The organism is Arthrobacter sp. ISL-85, assembly GCF_018613675.1.
Classification (GTDB): domain Bacteria; phylum Actinomycetota; class Actinomycetes; order Actinomycetales; family Micrococcaceae; genus Arthrobacter.
In genome coordinates this window covers 105827-121971 of record NZ_JAGGPQ010000003.1, presented here as the reverse complement: position 1 = coordinate 121971, position 16145 = coordinate 105827, and the positions used below count along the sequence as shown (strand labels likewise).

The window sequence follows — 16145 nt, the reverse complement described above, 5'->3', positions numbered from 1 at the left end:
ACCTCCTTGTGGATCGGACTCTTAGACAAGCCCCACTCCACTCGGAGGTCTTCTTTTTGTCACCTATCCACGCCGAGCATTCCTAACGTCCGTGGGTAATACACCTAGACGTGCGTCACGACGGCATCACCGCGGAGCTGAAGGTCGAACGGAAGGTTCCGGTCACACTCGAAAACGCCCCAAAATATATCGGTCAGCCGACTCAGTACGCGTCCGCGGACGGCGCACGCCTGTCCATCCTCACGATCCTGGACATGAGCGCGAAAGACTTACCGCCAGGAACCCCGGAAAACTACCTATTTACGCTCGAGCCAAAGCTCCACGGGCTCGACAACCCCGAGGCGCCCAGCCTCGTCGTCGTCCTTATAATCAACGGCAACATGCCGACCCCGAGCTCACGGTCAAGGCGCAAGGCACCAATCGTCGAACCGGCGGCACATGATCTACCCGCCAGCGGCCCCTGCGCGAGATCTAACAATAGCGGCCAAATGGATCCAGGGCGTGGCTGACTGCTCAGTTGACCTCTGCGCGGGCATATGAGAACGGGAACTAGATCCCAGGGAAGGGCATTTCGGAGATCACCTGGATCAAACGCTTGCTGTGGCCCGAAGTTTATCTGCGTTGCCAGCCAACGCAAGAAGCATAAACTGACCCTACAGAGCACTCCCTCCAGTGAACGAAAAATGACTCGAAACTTCATGCGGCAGAGTGCGTAAGCCGACAACCGAGAGTCGCATTGCAACTAACGGAGTGGGTGAACAAGGGACACCGCCAGCGCGTTAAGGTACGAATATCAAGCTGGCAAGTGTCCCGCCTCTATTTCTCGGTCGCTTGTCCGTACTTGAGCCAGTCGTAAGCGACCGTCAGTTTCCCATACTGAGTGCCCCACCAGTTCTGCCGTCGACGATCGGTCTGCGCAATTAGGAAATCGCGAATCCCTTCGACATCCGTCGTGTACCTGGGCAAGGTCAAGGCATTGTTGAAAACCCAGTCTTCATCGCGTTCCGCAACGAGCTCAGGGACGGTCTTGTCGCTCTTTGGCTGCTCTAATTTCCCCAGCGCAGAACGAATCTTTTCTGCACGGGCGCGGACCTTGGCAGGAACCTTTTGAGAGGCAACGGGAGTGCCGTCAGACTTGAGTAGTCCAGCTGCGTTCAAATATTTGAAGCAGGGTACGTATGTAGGAGCAGATATCTTCGGTAGAAGTTTCTCAACTATTGTTTCGGCGGGAAGATCACGATCAGGATGCCCGAGAACATCGTCCATAAGGTCGTAACGACTAAGGCCCACGACTCCTACGGCGGTCATCTTAGCCCCGACGCCAAAAACGATCTCCACATCCCCCGCTGCGTCATCAGCATCAATGTCGGAGACGGCGAAGAGCCGGCCCTTAAGATCCTTGCTCTTGACGATTTCATAAACTTGTTCCTTGAGATGCCTGAGGACCCTAGCTGGCAGTGCGCGTTCACGCTGTCCGAGGACTTGGAACAGCTCTATAAAGTCCGGAACTACGACTCGAACTATTGGGATGCTTACCTCATCCATGTAGATCATTGACTCGGAGACCTCGGGAGAGGCATCATGCTTCCACTCCACGAAAATAAGACGATCCCGAAGTTTGTCGACGTTTTCCGGACGGAGCCCAACAACCAGTGACGACAGTAGACCGCGAATATTCGCATCATTGAGACTGTAGCCCAGAAAGACAATTGGATGCTCGACAAACATCGTCATTAGCTTGGCCGCTAGGTAGGCGTTACGGCGGTCATACTGCTGATAATCGTCAGCTGTCAGCACCAGAGAGCCCGGGTCGGCACCGGAACCGTGAATCATGTAGATCTCTGCAATACCTTGAGTATCCGAGAACAACAATTGGTCCTGGCCGACGAAGGTTCGATACGTAGGGAAAACTTCATTCAGCAACAAGTCATAATTCGTCGTTATAACGCCCTCCGCCGAAACCTTTTTGAATAGCTCAAACTCTTCAATAAGGCCGTCGGAAAGGGAGATGCCGTTTACTAGGCTTCCTACGAGTTCAGCAACTTCTATCTTGAGCGCCGAAGAACCATCCCTAACATGGTCCTGCCATTTCGCTCTTGACTCTTCGTACTTCGGACTCGTCCACCAAACCTCATAAAATGCATCAGCAATCTTGGACGCGATACTAGGAAAATCGCCACCTGCGGCACCCCGGTAGTACTGATATGGATGAGGCGTTTCAGCAGCGGAGACCTTCAACAGGCCTTCCCAATCAGGCAGCCCCACATAGCGGCGCGAGACGCCGGAACCGACGAACAGGATGGGTCCGCGAGTGGACGCAGGTGTGGTTCCAAATAATCCGCGACTTTGCTCATGATGCGATCATAGCCGCTTTCTCTCTAGGCACGTTCTTCGAGCGGTTGTCGACTTTATATAAGTAACCGCTATACGCTGCAGTGATTACTTGATCTTTAGACGGGCTATCCCCCGTGTTCACGCAAGAAGTTTCAAGACCGAGGAAATGGCTGCTATCCAAACAGTCTTTCCAGACACGATGGTCAGCGAATCCCACATACGATGGTATTCGAACGAGTTGTGCTGGTCCTCTGGCCAATGTTCGTCTTCGCAGCGAACAGCAGCCCAGCCTAGAGGTGCTCAGCCATGCACTCTGCCACGCGCATCAGCTCGAGCACGGTACACCTTCCCTCGAACTCAGAAACTAAGACCTTGCCGGCCTTAAGTTCGTTCATAGCCTTGGGGGTCAGATCGGCGCTGACATCCTCTCGAAAAGGTTTCTTACGGCTAATGCCTGAGTTCCCGTTTAAGTACCCCGCATTATGAGACCCTCGGCAATGCAGTGAATAGCTAGAGGGGCACGATGCCGTAGATGATCAATGCGACGTAGATGGCGGTAACCATCCACAACACGCAGATTGACATCAGCAGCAGCTTGTGCTGCGGACGCTTCATGGTTTTTCCGAACGGCTCTAGAAGCTCAATGACTATCAATAGCAGGCAAATGTGAATAGCGCCCCACACCATCTCAGCCTCAAGATGGTTTCCCGAACCCCTCGCAATGGCGCGAAGGGCCGCAAACTCGCCTAAGGCCACTACTAGGCCCATGGCGACTGTAAGCGAGGGATAGAGGTACCTTATCCGTCCCTGGACGCGCTCATAATATCCGGCATACGTGTCCCCATGTTTAATGCCTATCGCTACAGCAATCAGAAGGGTGGGTATAGCCGTGGCTGCGACTTGGAAGAACATGATAGGAAGCTGATTCATGTCCTGATCGTTTCACATTCCTCCGATACTAAATGCAGCTTGTCGCAGCCTCCCCTTAATATGTAAAGCACGACTTTCACCTACACCTCCTCAGACCTGGCTAAGATTGCGACCAACATTCCAAGCTACGCCAGCACTGCCAGCCTTGCGATCATTCCTGGTGTAGATATCGCTCGGGAAGCAGATGTACGGATTTACCCGTTTGAAGCTGAAGTTGGCGACGCGCTGCGCGTAGCAGTCCTGACAAATGCTCCTTTTATCACGGTGGAGACAGTGGCGTTCTGGACGAGCAGGATTCGAAGCATTGAAGGTACGAAGAACTGCCGCTTAGGGCCGAGCGTCTGCTTGAGGGCGCAAAGGTCTACGAAGACTCGTTCATGTCGCTGACAGTGAAGTGGGTAGCCAGCGAACTCGTGTATGAATGGACAGCTCAGGCCGATTGGGTACTTCCACTACTCACGGAAATTCAGGAAGGGTACAGGCGGCGCAAAATGAGGAGGACGCCGTAGAGGACGCCCGTACGGAGGTGCACTAGACCCAGCTACGTGCCGCGGTAGACGCGCTGGTCGAATCGCCCAAGTACCGCCGCGAGCAGGTAAACAAGCGCCGTCATATCGCGCCTGCCATTCTCGCCGAACGGCTTGGGCGAGATCTATCATGTGCTGCTTACGCATCGGGTCATGTCGGAGGCCAACCGGATCGCGAGTGCCAAGGCGATGGAGTTCCAGGAAGACTTCCGCGCCCGCAAGCGCGAATTGGCCGAGCTATCGTACCTCCACCTCCCCGACTTCTACATGCAGAAACACCAGGGCTGGCAAGAGCTGGTCGCCATCGATTTTCTTATGGAGAAGGCTGACGGCTACAGATTCCTCAACACCAACTTCGGGGTAGAACTCAGCAACGCGGCGTCCTCGCCTCGAAACACCCGCCCGCTCTAGCCCGTAACCAAACAAACGCTGCATTTTGGATCAATAACGCCGGCGTAAGGGAGCGTGGCGGTGAACGGTGCGAGCAAGGCCGGCTGTAGCATGATTCGGACTCAACAATGGGGAACTAAGGGAGCGGTATCGTGCCAGGCGGAGAAGAAGAGGAAGATGAATTCTTTCATCATTGGATAGAAGAGGAAAATCTTCGAGAACAACGGTTTGAATTCACGGAGCTGCGAGCTTCATTCATTCAACCGCCGCCAAAGCTGGAGACGCCGCGTGGAAGCATCCGCCTCAAATTCGCGGATCAGAGTTACTCTCTCAGCCAGTTAGTTGAGACTCTTGAGGGGCTCGAGTACCTCACTCTTCTCGAGTCTCTTCGCGAGCAGTACGACCGCGAGGCACTTACCGCAGAGGAAAGGCTTGATCCGGATTGGCTGGATGAATTGCGCAACGAGCACAGTGGGCAAGTTGAGATTCAGCGACTCTCCCTCAATAGCCCACTTGAAGTGTTCCTGCAGATGGGGTACATGTCGGGCGCCCTCGTGCCAATTCTGGGTAGTTGGATCGTACTTCGGAACCGGTTCACGGATAGCCAGCTAAAGAAGGCGCGAGCAGATGATGAGATTGATGCTTTAGCCTTTCGACGGGTCGCCCGCACGCATCTTATGGAGCGTTACGGCGAACTGGCATCTACTACTAGCTACGAAGATCTCCCCAAGGGCGATATCTTGAAAAAGTTGATCGATAAGAGTGCCGAATCTCTCATGAACCTAGAATCCGTGTCGCCCGACGATAAAAGCGAGGGCGAGCGGTGATAGCCTTATTTCATGGCACAAAAAGTAGTGACGATTCTTTCCGATGACCTAGACGGCTCGGAAGCCACTGAAACAATCCGCTTCTCACTGGACAACAGCGAATACGAGATTGATCTGAACGAGGGCCACGCCAACGAACTTCGGCGGGCTCTTGAACGCTTTACCAACGCCGGCCGTAAGGTATCTGGGGGACGAGGTCGTCCGGCAGCTCGCAGCAAATCCTCTCAGGGGGGTCCTGAGGCTAAAGCTATTCGGCTTTGGGCTGCTGAGCAGGGTCTGCAGGTGAACACCCGCGGTCGTATCCAGGCGGAAATCGTCGAGAAGTACGAAGCGGCACACTAAAGGCTACAAAACTAAAACGGGGTCGGAACTTATTCTAGTTCTGACCCTGTTTTCTTTAGATGCCCCACCATTCCCCCAGTGCCACGCTAGGAATATGCGAAAAATTTCTGGTGTGCCTAGCGGTGGCACTTTCCCTTGTATTTGCGACCGGCGTCGGCGCTAATGCCGCGACTGTCGGTAATGACTTCCTCCAGCCTGTACTAGACTACTACATCGACCTCGACAGGGCTGACTAGGGCGCCGTGACCTCGGGTGCGGCGGCTTTCGTGCCTGCGGCAGTATGCATCCAGACCGACGGGATCATGTTGCCCGCGGCTGCGGCGCTCCTGGGGGCGGTGTCGTTATACATCGCTCACCGCAGCGACTCTGACCGGCGCACTGGAACAGGCACTAAGCGACGCAGACATGACCGCAAGGGCCCGGGAGCCGGGAACTCTGCTGGGCCAGGAAACCCGTGTAATGACCGCCGGCGACGAGATCGAATCCGCCCTGGAGCGGCGCCGGTGACACGGCGAGCGAACGCTCAAGGCCGCCGACCCATCGCTGCGGTCGAGGAAGCACGTAGACGGTGGGTGAGGCGGGAGTCCCTCCTCCCACCTCACCGCGGTCTCCAGGCTTAGCATCCTGCTAAGTTAAGGCCAAAGCAGATCCATAGGGCGCCATCTGGCAGTTGCCCGGTTCCCGGCAGCCAAAAACACCATAAAGTCAAGCTTTGTCAACAGAACAAAGGCAAAAAGCTTCTGACCTGCGGAAACACTGTGCCCGAGGTGGGACTCGAACTGTCTTGTAGGCCCTGAGAACGCTGAGAGGCCGCGAAAACATACGGAATCCTGGCCAGTCCAAAGGCTGTTTGGCCCAGTACGAGACGAAAAGTGTGGACAATGTCCACACTGTTCAGAAGGGCCGTTCGGTGACTTGCCCAGGCCGACAGAATCTTTATTATCGGTGTGGCGGCGCGCTGGTACAGACTCTTGGCGGTATTGAGATGGAGTTATGCGATCAGCGGAAGGAGGCCGTCGGCAGCGATCCCTCGGTGTTGGTCATTTCGCACGTGGAAAGAAGGCCCCTGTTCCCCTTCTCAACGGCACCATTTAGGGCGACTTGCTTTGGCAGCTGGAAAAGGCGCTGACGGGGGCTGCATGCCCCAAAGACCTTAATCATCCCCGGGCTCGCCAGAGCATGCCTGGGTCAGACCAACCCTGTGCGCCCCCCTGACAAGACGGAACCTGCAACAACACGTGACCACAGACGGCCATTGGGTCTCCCCCAAGGTCACCGCTGCATTCTGTTCGCCCTACAACGGACGGGTTGTGTCCGGCCGCGGCGGCAAAGCCAACGACACCACGGGTGGCGGCTCCGTCGTCACTGGTGAACACATCTCCGTGGTGCGATAGCCATACGCTTCATAAGACTGGTGCAGAGCCGCCCGATCGCGCAGAGCACAAGACCGAAAGATTCGATGACGGTCCGAGAAGTCGGGACCCCCAAATCCGATCAAAAGGAATCCTTGACAGAGCCTTCCTTCAGCCCTATGTTTAGTGCAATCGATCTCAGCAACCGATCTCACTAATGGTTAATTCAACCGATCTCAAAGGAGAGACTCGATGATCAACTGGCTCATCCCCGGACCTTCCGTAGCAGCCCCACATTGAGCAGGCGTCGTCTTCAGTACGGCATGCTCCCGCATCAGCAACCCACACACAGGAGAAATTCATGATCAAGAAGAGATGGGGCTTGGCACTCGTCACAGCAGTCGTAGCCAGCCTTGCCCTCAGCGGCTGCTCCCCCTCAACTCCGGAATCTGAGGGGCCTGTGACGCTGAATTACTGGGACTTCCTTGATCCCAGCCAGGCTAATCCGCGCTCTAAAGCCCTGAAGGAAAACGTTGCCAATTTCGAGGCAGCAAATCCGAACATCAAGATCAACCTGTCCGTTGTTTCCCTGGGCGATATGTTAAACAGGCTGCCGCAGGCCGCGGCAGCCGGTCAGGCTCCTGACGTGTTTAAGATGTACACTCCCGTCGTTCCCCAGATGGCATCTGCCGGCGTTTACTCCCCGCTGCCTGATGCGGCCTCCAAGGTGACTGACTGGCTCCGCCCGACCGACGCTCTTGCCGGTCCTGACGGCAAGCAGGTCGCCGTGCCCTACGAGTACCGCACTTGCGCCCTCTACTACAACCAGAAGATCCTTTCTCAGATCGGCGCGACCGTTCCTACCACCTACGATGGGGTTGTCGACGTTGCACGGAAAGCTGCCGCAGCGGGATTCACCGGCTTCGGAACCGGGTTCTCGGACAGTGACAATTCAGCCATTATCGGTACGTTCTTCGACTGCTTCATGACGCAGGTCGATCAAGAAATGTGGAACAAGGATGGCCAAGCAGATTTCGCGACATCCAAGGGCGAGGAGTTTGGTAACTTCCTTACCAAACTCCGGGACGCAAAAGCTCTGGGAAGCAACGTCGTTTCGGATACTTACGGCACCGTAGCTGACGGCATGGCAAGCGGTACGGTAGCGATGGCAATCATGGGCACGGAACGCGCAGTTTCCTATGCCTCGCAAAATCCGGACCTTAAGTGGACAGCCTTGCCGAAAGCAAGCACCGGCGATACCACCGGCACCACCATCGGGTGGACCCTGGGGATAGGCAACGGCAGCAAACACACTGAGGCGGCCTGGAAGTTCATCGAGTACATGACCGGTCCGGAAGCCGCTGCACGGATGGCAACCGGAGGCGAGGTACCCACGCGTGCCGCCACCTACCAGCAACCGTACTTCTCCTCGCCTGAGGCTAAAACGGTCAATGACATCGCTGCTTACGTCAAGAGCAATAGCAAACCGCGCACATACTCCAGCAACTGGACCTCGCTGGCCAGAGGGCTTTCCCAGGCTGGACAGAAAGTGATCCTCAACGCTTCGTCGGGGAGCGACTTTATCCATTCCGCGCAGGATGCGGCCAACAAGAAGTAGCCGGTCGGGGAGCCTGAGAAATCGGGCTCCCCTCGGAAGGGACAGATAATGTCAACAAAAAGCCCGACCCGCACCTCACGCCACACCCTAGTTTCCCCTTCAGGCACCCAAGCTTCTCACCGGGCCGGCAGGGATCGGAAGGTATGGCTCTACGTCATCCCCGTCAGCGCCGTCTTCCTGTTTGTTTTTGTGGGCCCGCTCATCTACACCGCGTGGACGGCCCTCCACGAGACTTCCTACTACCAGATCGGCAAATTCTCAGGTCTCAACTCCTTCGTCCGGCTGTTCTCGGACTCTGACCTGCCCAGTCGCATCTGGACGACCCTGGTATTCTCGCTCGGTGCCTTGGTTATTGCCTTGCCGGCCGGGCTTCTGTCTGCGATCGTGCTGAACAACCTCCACCGCTTCAAGCGCTCTGTCCGGAGCCTCTTCCTACTGCCCTGGCTGATGTCACAGGCCACAGCAGGAACAATCTGGCTTTGGTTCCTCAACCCGAACTACGGTCCAGCCTCCGCCCTCACCAGGTCCCTCGGATTCGGTCCCACTGATGTGTTTTCTTCACCTACCAGTGCGCTCGTCGCCGTGACTCTGATGACGGCGTGGTGGTCCTACCCGCAAGCCATGCTCCTCTTTCTCGGCGCCCTTCAAACCGTTCCAGGGGAATTGTATGAAAGCCTCAAAGTGGACGGCGGAGGCATCCGGCACGCATTCGTCAACATCACGTTGCCTCACCTGCGCAACACCATCGTGTCCGTGGTGATCGTTCTTCTCATGCTCTATGTACAAATGGTCACCATCATCCTGGTGACGACACGAGGTGGCCCAATCGGATCGACCGAGACGCTGTCCATGCGGGTCTACAACCAGATGTTCGACAAGTTCGATCTCTCCGGGGCATCAGCAACGGCCATCCTCCTTTTCACGGTCAACATTGTCCTCACTCTTGTCGCGATTCGTTTCCGACGGAAGGAAAGCCTGTGAGTACCACAACCGCGCGCCGTCGAGGCGGTGTCGGCGCGGCCCTTCGGGCGGTTCCGGCCTGGGCCTACGTCATCCTCTCCGCCGCGGTGGTTCTACCGCCTGTTGCATGGATCGTATCCACCTCGCTCAAAACTGCCTCGGATACCCTTGAGTTCCCGCCAAGGTGGATACCAGACCCGTTCTCCTCCGAGGGCTATGTTGGTCTGCTAACCCCAACCAACATCCGCTTCTTCGCAAACTCTCTCATCTATGCAGGCGGCTCGATCGTGCTCGCTCTCGCCATCAGTATTCCGGCGGCATACGTGGCTACCAGGTACCGGAGCCGCCGCATGGAAGCTCTGATGACCGGCATTCTGGTGCTGTCCATGGTCCCGGCGATCGTGGTCTTCATCGCTCTGTACTCCATGTTCGTCAAAACCGCCTTAATCAACACCTATCCGATGCTGATCGTCGTCTACACGGCCATCATTTGTGGACAGACCATCCTGTTTCTGCGCAACTTCATCGAGAACATCCCCGTTGAGATTGAGGAAGCAGCCGCAATCGATGGCTGCTCCCGGATACAGATCTTGTGGCGGATCATCCTCCCACTCATCCGTCCCGGCATCGCTGCTGTAGCAATCTTCATCTTCGTATTCGTTTGGAACGACTTCCTTGTAGGCACCGTCCTCGCCACCACGGAAGACATGAAGACCGTCCAGAACGGCATTGTGCGGTATATAACCACCGGCTTCGGGAGCTTCTGGGGACTCTTCGCCGCTTTCATCGTCGTTGCTTTCATCCCCGTTCTCTCAATCTTCCTGGCCTTCCAGCGCTGGTTTGTTGCAGGCATGACGTCCGGCGGTGTCAAGGGATAACCACAGCAAGAGTTCTGCTGCCCACGCCCATCCTGGAAAGGCACGCCGCATGACCGCATCCAAGCGGTCATGCGGCGTGCCTTCTTGCCCAAGCCGACGGGCCTGCACTCACAGGATTCTGACGAGCCCTATGCGTGCGTCATCAGCTGCTTGCAAGGGCTGACTGTGCATCCAACTAAGGCAGATGTCCTCACAGCATGAGGTGGCGTGTCGACGACGCTGGACCAAGCGTGAACTCGCTTGCAACACCTACCGCCCGCCGGCAATGCACAGCCGGATTACCTTGCCCAGCGGCCAACAGGCACACCCGCTGAGCGAGCTCTTGGACACGACAGGAAGGGCACGTTCGACCATCGCTCTTCGGCTCGATGAGTTGCTGGAGGGCGGGCTCGTGGCGCTTCTCGATCTTGCAGGGAGAGATCGTCGCGGACAGGACATTCGATGCGCGGATGGCGGACGGGCCAGGATTTGTGCTGGACGCAGCGATCGCGGTGGTCCGTTCGCTTCTGGACGAGAGGGGCCGGGGAGACGGGGGCCGCCCACACAACGCGACGAACCTTCCCGATTGGGGCCACTTTGACGTTCCTGGTTACGTATCCCGTCACTTCAACGTCCCCGTCCTGGTTAATAACAGCGCCAACCTGGTAGCTCCGGGGGAACACCTGTTGAGGCCTGCCGCGACGGAAATGATCGCTGTTGAAGGTTCCACCGGCATAGGCGCGGGCCCTGATTGGCCGCGGCACCCTGCTCCGGGAAATGAAGTGCACTGCTGGCGCCATTGGACATATCCCCGTTCAGCGCGGCGCAGACGTTCCTTGTGTCTACCGAAACAAAGGATGTCTTGTTGTCCTGGCTGGCTGCACGCCATTGCAAAATCCCTTACCGCGGCCGGACACAAAGCCGAGAACGCCGATGATGTTGTTGAGCTGGCCCGTAACGGCAATCTCGCGGCCATCGGTCCCCTCCGTCAACCGGACAACGATTTAGGTGAATCCTGGGCACCAGCATCAATCTCTTCAACCTCGAAATAATCTCAACCGGTGGTCGGCTCGCTACCGCCGGTGAGCATTTGATCGCCGGCATCCAGGAAGTCATATACCAGAAGCCGCGCCACTTGTCATGGAAGACCTGACCATCGTCCGTTCACTTGAACCTCTCAGAGCCGGCTTGGTCGGCGTAGGGGTTTATGGCCACCCAATTCGCCCTCCAGCGAGAGAACATGGGTCGGCTGCTGCCAAGCTAACAAAAAAGCAGTTCCCAAAGGTCCTGGACCTTCAGGCAGGCAGGCCACCGCAGCTGTGACCCCTGTTCGGTTCTTTTCGGCAGCCTAACCGCACGGCTGAGGTCAGGATCATCTGCAGCCCAAGGCCCAAACCGTCGGACCGTTCCAAAGCGGCGGGTTGCACGAGAACCCGAGCACTCGAGGGCGGCTTCTAACGGCTGCTCCTGCGGTCACTGCAAGCAACCCGTTCCCCAGACTCCCAAACGATGGGATCCAACTGCGACCCGGGTGGTGCAGCCAAGCAGCCTGCGTCGGATTACATCGCGAGTCTGTGTTCGGCCGCAGGCGGCTCCCGAAGAGGGCCACTACGCCGCCCCTCTTCCCACGGTGGGTTCAGCAAGTGTCGTGCATCCCGGGGACGGCACGATACAGAGGGATGTTTTTCTGTCCCACGCGTGGCAATCCATCGGGTGACGTACGAGTTATCACCTCGGTGTTGTCCATCTGGATCGGTTTTTCGACAGAGACGTCACCTGTTGTCGCGGAGACCTTGGGCTCGTCTGATGACCAGCGGCCCCTGCCAGCCGGATTCATGAAGCCTCTTTCCTGCTTCCATGCGACATTCCTCTCCTACGCCCGCTCCCCCACAACCGCTACATCACGGGGGTTTGGCTCAAGAGTTGTCGCCTGGCTGCCAGTCTGGCTCCTGAATTAGCTCCACGCGGTTGCCGTCTGGATCGAGCATGTAGATCAGCAGGCCTCCTGCAACTGGGCCGGAGGCAGGCGCGACCGGTTCGGACAGAGCCTTATACCCAAGCGATGTCATTTTGGCGTAGACCTTGCGCACGTCGATATCGGTAAAGGCAAGATGTGCCGTTCCCGGCTGCGCCTCTGAGGGGTTAACGGCGGGTGGCGGATCCTCCACCTGGACCAGCTCCAGGTTGAAGTCCCCGTCACCCGTTGTGAGCATCAGAGCTTTGACCTTGACGTTGGGACGGCCGTAGAGTTCGCCGATGTATGGGCCCGACGTCCACTCTTTCACGCGGGTAAGGCCAAGCCCTTCCACGTAGAACCGTGCGGCGCGCTCTATGTCCGTGACGTGCAGGGCAGTGTGATGATGTCGAATTGCAGTTTTCATTTCTTCCACCTAAACATTCCCGAGGGGCTTGAACTGGACAAAAGGAACGGACATATCGTTGTCTCCTCGGTAGGTTTGGACTTCAACTTTGCTTGGGTTGCTGGGTCGCAGTAAGGACGTCAGAGCAGCCCTGGAGGGGTCGGTGCTGGGTTATGGGTACCCGTGTGGGAGGCATTGTGCAGGGGGTTCAGGTTCCTATTCCCAGGTGTGCTCCGCCGGCCACGTCGAGGGAAACTCCCGTGATGTAGCGGTTGTCGGGATCGGTCAGGAAAAGAATGGCGCGGGCGACTTCGTCGGGCTCGGCAAACCGGCGCATCGGCAGCTGGGCAGCCCGCTTCGCCCGGTTCGCGACCGCATCCGGGCCTGAATCTTTTGCGAACTGTGCCCACATGGGTGTGTTCACCGGGCCCGGTGCGATTGCGTTCACGGAGATGCCCTGAGGCCCAAGCAATTCAGCAAATGACCACATGATGTGCAGGACTGCCAGTTTGCTGGCGTTGTAAGGCAGGTAGTTGAGGCGTGCTTCTTTGGCCGCGACGGAGGATAGGACTACGATTGCGCCGGCCGTGCCGGATTCAAGCATCGTCTTGGCTGTCTCTCGTACCATCGAGAACGTTGCAGAGGCATTGATCCTCAGGATGGAGTCGAATTCCTCTGTGGTTGTCTCCATGATGTCGGGGGTAGTGCCGAGCACTCCTGCTGCGTGGACGAGGACATCGATGCGGCCAAATCTGGTTTTGATGTCCTGGAGAACCGTCGCGCATTGTTGCTCCGAGGTGATGTCGAGCGGGTAGAAGGCCTCCAAAGCCTGGTCCTCTTTGGGGGAACGATCAGCGCCAATGACGACGGCGCCGGCGGCTGTGTACGCGCTGACGGCAGCATCTCCGATTCCCCCGCTCGATCCGGTTACCAGAACTACCTGGTCTTTGAGGCTCATCGGTTCTCTCCCCTCTGGAGGCGGCTGCATCGCGGTTCTCCTGCGGTCGGAGCGTAGGTTGCTGGCTTCATGTCTAGTTCCTTCGTTGTGTCGTTCAGTCGAGGGTCCGTGGTGTCAGGGTTTTGGAGATGCTACGGGGAGACCACGTCCCGAGCGCGGGACGTCGCCGCTGCCAGGACTGCATCGGCGATTTCTGTAGCGCGGAGTGCTTGGGCGAAGGTGACTTCCGGGATTCCACCCGTGCAGAACTTCAGCGCCGCCTCTGCTTGGCGGAGGAAGAGGTCCGAGGGGTCAAAGGCTTTTTCGTACTGGCCACCGTCACGCTCCCACACGTGCAGGGAATCGTTGGACCACAGCGCCCGGCCGTCACTTGCCAGGACATCGACGGTGAGACTCCAGTCGCCCTGGTTGAGACCTTGAGGCTCCTGCCAGGGAGACCAGTAGCTCTGCATGCTGAATACCAAGCCCTCAGGAAATTCGAGGGTGGAAACGACGTGCTCCGGCACCGGCGACCCATAGAGGCTGTTGCTGGCGCTGCTGGCCAGCACTTTCGGGGTGCCGTCGAACCACGACGACACCAATTCGATGGCGTGAATGCCGTTCACTACAGCCACACCGCCCTCCTTCGGGTCAGCGCGCCAAGAGTCAACCTTTGGTTTATAGGCGACGGAACGAACAGACACGGCGATGACGTTGTTGTTCTTGATCCATTGCGAGACAAGTGCGGCGGCGGGATGTTGGTGGAGCGTGTAACCGACCATGAGTCTGTCGTTCACCCCGGACGCAGCGGCAAGGACGGCAGCACCTTCGGCATCCGCGGCCACCGGTTTTTCAGTCAGCACACGGAATCCCCTGTTCAGCAGGTCGGCGCAAATGACCGGTTGCAGGGTGGACGGCAATGCAACGACTGCCAGGTCCAGGTCATCGGGGTGGAGTTCGGCAGTAGTGGGCACCAATTGAGCGCCCAGCTCCTGAGCCAGCGCCAAGCCGCGCTCGTCCCTCTCGACAAGGACGGCAACCTTCGCACCTGCCGCGGCAAACGCCCGCGCGTGCCGCGACCCGGCCCAGCCGGCCGCTCCTACAACAGCCACCCGCGGCGTCATGATGTGCCGCCACAGGAGGTCAGGTCGGAGATAAACCAATTGGTCATCAAGTCTCTCCCTCGAGATCAGTTACAGCGAGAATTTATGAGATCGGTTGCTGAGATCGGTTGCAACAACCGTAGGATTTGCAAAGGGCTCTGTCAAGGATCTGGGTGGCTCGGTCCGACGTTCTCGGTTGGCCGCATGGATTCTTGCGGTTTGTGGTCTGGTGCGGTGAACTTCTTGCTTCGTTAGTGCAGGGCTGTTCCCCGCGAGGCGTCTTCGAGCACGCGGGGCTTGTTGACCATCATGGCTCCGACCGAAAGCACCAGGAGCCAGGCTCCGAGCATGCAGAAGGAGGGCAGCCAGCCGTCCCCCGGATGATGCAGGAGACCAAATACGAGGGGCCCAATGCTTGCGAGGGCGTAACCGACTCCCTGGGAGAACCCGGATAGGGCCCCTGACCCGGTCTGCGTTCGTGTTCGCTTATTGATCATCGTGAACGCGAAGGAGTACGCACCTTGGCCAAGTCCGGCGATGGCGACCCAAAGCGCGGCAGAGGCTGGCGGAGCAAAGATGATGCCTCCGTAGCCGATGGCGAACGCGACAACAAACAGGATTGCGACGGGTAGCGGGCGAGGCATTCTCGTCACTAGCAGAGGCACAATCAGGCCGACGGGCAGGGCGAGGATTGAATATAACGCCAGCATGGATCCAGCGGTTTCCTGACTCATTTCTCTGTCGATAAGAACAACCGGAAGCCAAGTGAGCGCCGCAAAGGTATTGCTTGAGCAACCGGCGAAGATCAGTGCTGCACCCCAGCCAATGGAAGATCTCCAGGGCTTAATCGCGCTCTTGGGGGGAGACAGCCGATCGTGGGAGAGGAATGTCTTGGATTGGTCAACAGCCCGCTTGGCTATAAGAAGAATCAGCCAAGGAATCGCAGCGACCACGCTGAAGGCCGCCCAAATGCCGATGGAGAACCGCCAGCCATAAAGACTGCCCAAGGGTATGGCAGATTGGGCGGCCACGGCCGTGCTGACGCCCAGGAGAGTTATGTGGAGGGCTGCGAGGATCCCGGTCTTGTCGGGAAAGTACTTCATCAGCAGAGGCGGTATCACGACATTGACCAGCCCGATCCCGAGCATGGCGATCATGGTGAACACCAGGAATGCCGGGATGTTCCATCCCAGTGCGCGGCCGACCTGACCACATGTTGTCAGCAGGATCGAAACCAGCAGCAGATGTTCGAGCTGGATACGCCGGAGGAGCGGCAGAGCCAGGAAGCCCATCACTGCGAAACCGGCGGTCGGCAGCATCCCAAGGGTCCCTGTCGCCACCGCATCGAGGTGAAGGTCCTGGCCTATTGGACCAAGGAGTGGAGACACAGCCGAAACGGCTTCTCTGGCGCTGAACGCGACCAGCAGGATGCCAACAAGCGCGCTGAGCCGGCCGCGTAACGGGTGTCTTCCCGCTCCCCCGGTGTGTGGTCTGCCCTGACGGAAGCGAAGTGGAGCGATGTCTGCACCTCCGTATTTCATCGGGTTTGTTCAAGCCACGGTTCCACGATGCTCACATCAAGGACCGAAAATGCGGTGAAGAACGGGC

General features: G+C 57.7%; 15 protein-coding genes. 9 read left to right on the top strand and 6 right to left on the bottom strand.

Annotated features, from left to right (window positions below; all coding sequences use genetic code 11):
• Window positions 1–110: 110 nt before the first annotated feature.
• A complete protein-coding gene (locus J7I84_RS01960; protein WP_214939906.1) occupies window positions 111–509 on the top strand; it encodes a hypothetical protein in 399 nt (132 codons plus the stop codon).
• A gap of 307 nt (window positions 510–816) precedes the next feature.
• Here the strand turns inward: J7I84_RS01960 and J7I84_RS01955 are convergent, their stop codons facing one another.
• Both J7I84_RS01955 and J7I84_RS01950 read right to left on the bottom strand, forming a co-directional pair.
• Window positions 817–2238 carry an SIR2 family protein gene (locus J7I84_RS01955; RefSeq protein ID WP_214939903.1) on the bottom strand — a complete coding sequence of 474 codons (1422 nt, stop codon included), beginning with the start codon at window positions 2236–2238 and terminating at the stop codon, window positions 817–819.
• 606 nt (window positions 2239–2844) lie between these two features.
• Complete coding sequence (locus J7I84_RS01950; protein WP_214939900.1) at window positions 2845–3264, bottom strand: hypothetical protein; 420 nt, start codon at window positions 3262–3264, stop codon at window positions 2845–2847.
• A gap of 680 nt (window positions 3265–3944) precedes the next feature.
• Between J7I84_RS01950 and J7I84_RS01945 the strand changes: the two genes are divergently transcribed.
• From J7I84_RS01945 to J7I84_RS21990, 8 genes are all read left to right on the top strand, one after another.
• Window positions 3945–4202 carry a hypothetical protein gene (locus J7I84_RS01945; protein ID WP_214939897.1) on the top strand — a complete coding sequence of 86 codons (258 nt, stop codon included), beginning with the start codon at window positions 3945–3947 and terminating at the stop codon, window positions 4200–4202.
• A 131-nt stretch (window positions 4203–4333) separates the two neighbouring features.
• Window positions 4334–5008 carry a hypothetical protein gene (locus J7I84_RS01940; protein WP_214939894.1) on the top strand — a complete coding sequence of 225 codons (675 nt, stop codon included), beginning with the start codon at window positions 4334–4336 and terminating at the stop codon, window positions 5006–5008.
• Between the two features lie 12 nt (window positions 5009–5020).
• Window positions 5021–5350 carry an Lsr2 family protein gene (locus J7I84_RS01935; protein WP_214939891.1) on the top strand — a complete coding sequence of 110 codons (330 nt, stop codon included), beginning with the start codon at window positions 5021–5023 and terminating at the stop codon, window positions 5348–5350.
• A gap of 1238 nt (window positions 5351–6588) precedes the next feature.
• On the top strand, window positions 6589–6744 hold the full coding sequence (locus J7I84_RS01930) for a hypothetical protein (protein WP_214939888.1): 156 nt from the start codon (window positions 6589–6591) through the stop codon (window positions 6742–6744).
• 319 nt (window positions 6745–7063) lie between these two features.
• Window positions 7064–8320 carry an ABC transporter substrate-binding protein gene (locus J7I84_RS01925; RefSeq protein WP_214939885.1) on the top strand — a complete coding sequence of 419 codons (1257 nt, stop codon included), beginning with the start codon at window positions 7064–7066 and terminating at the stop codon, window positions 8318–8320.
• Window positions 8321–8368: 48 nt separating this feature from the next.
• Complete coding sequence (locus J7I84_RS01920) at window positions 8369–9301, top strand: carbohydrate ABC transporter permease (RefSeq protein ID WP_251045927.1); 933 nt, start codon at window positions 8369–8371, stop codon at window positions 9299–9301.
• The gene (locus tag J7I84_RS21415; RefSeq protein ID WP_214939882.1) at window positions 9298–10158 is read left to right on the top strand and encodes a carbohydrate ABC transporter permease; all 861 of its coding nucleotides are present in this window, start codon (window positions 9298–9300) and stop codon (window positions 10156–10158) included. The genes J7I84_RS01920 and J7I84_RS21415 overlap by 4 nt, the downstream gene beginning before the upstream one ends.
• Before the next feature lie 368 nt (window positions 10159–10526).
• The gene (locus J7I84_RS21990; protein WP_396020021.1) at window positions 10527–11189 is read left to right on the top strand and encodes an ROK family protein; all 663 of its coding nucleotides are present in this window, start codon (window positions 10527–10529) and stop codon (window positions 11187–11189) included.
• A gap of 864 nt (window positions 11190–12053) precedes the next feature.
• Here J7I84_RS21990 and J7I84_RS01905 read toward each other — a convergent pair.
• The 4 genes from J7I84_RS01905 to J7I84_RS01890 form a co-directional block, all read right to left on the bottom strand.
• The gene (locus tag J7I84_RS01905; protein WP_214939877.1) at window positions 12054–12518 is read right to left on the bottom strand and encodes a VOC family protein; all 465 of its coding nucleotides are present in this window, start codon (window positions 12516–12518) and stop codon (window positions 12054–12056) included.
• A 187-nt stretch (window positions 12519–12705) separates the two neighbouring features.
• Window positions 12706–13455, bottom strand: a complete 750-nt coding sequence (locus J7I84_RS01900) for an SDR family NAD(P)-dependent oxidoreductase (RefSeq protein ID WP_214939874.1) — start codon at window positions 13453–13455, stop codon at window positions 12706–12708.
• 131 nt (window positions 13456–13586) lie between these two features.
• On the bottom strand, window positions 13587–14597 hold the full coding sequence (locus tag J7I84_RS01895; protein ID WP_251045926.1) for a Gfo/Idh/MocA family protein: 1011 nt from the start codon (window positions 14595–14597) through the stop codon (window positions 13587–13589).
• A 191-nt stretch (window positions 14598–14788) separates the two neighbouring features.
• Window positions 14789–15961: a CynX/NimT family MFS transporter gene (locus J7I84_RS01890; protein ID WP_251045940.1), complete on the bottom strand. Its 1173-nt coding sequence runs from the start codon at window positions 15959–15961 to the stop codon at window positions 14789–14791.
• Window positions 15962–16145 lie beyond the last annotated feature (184 nt).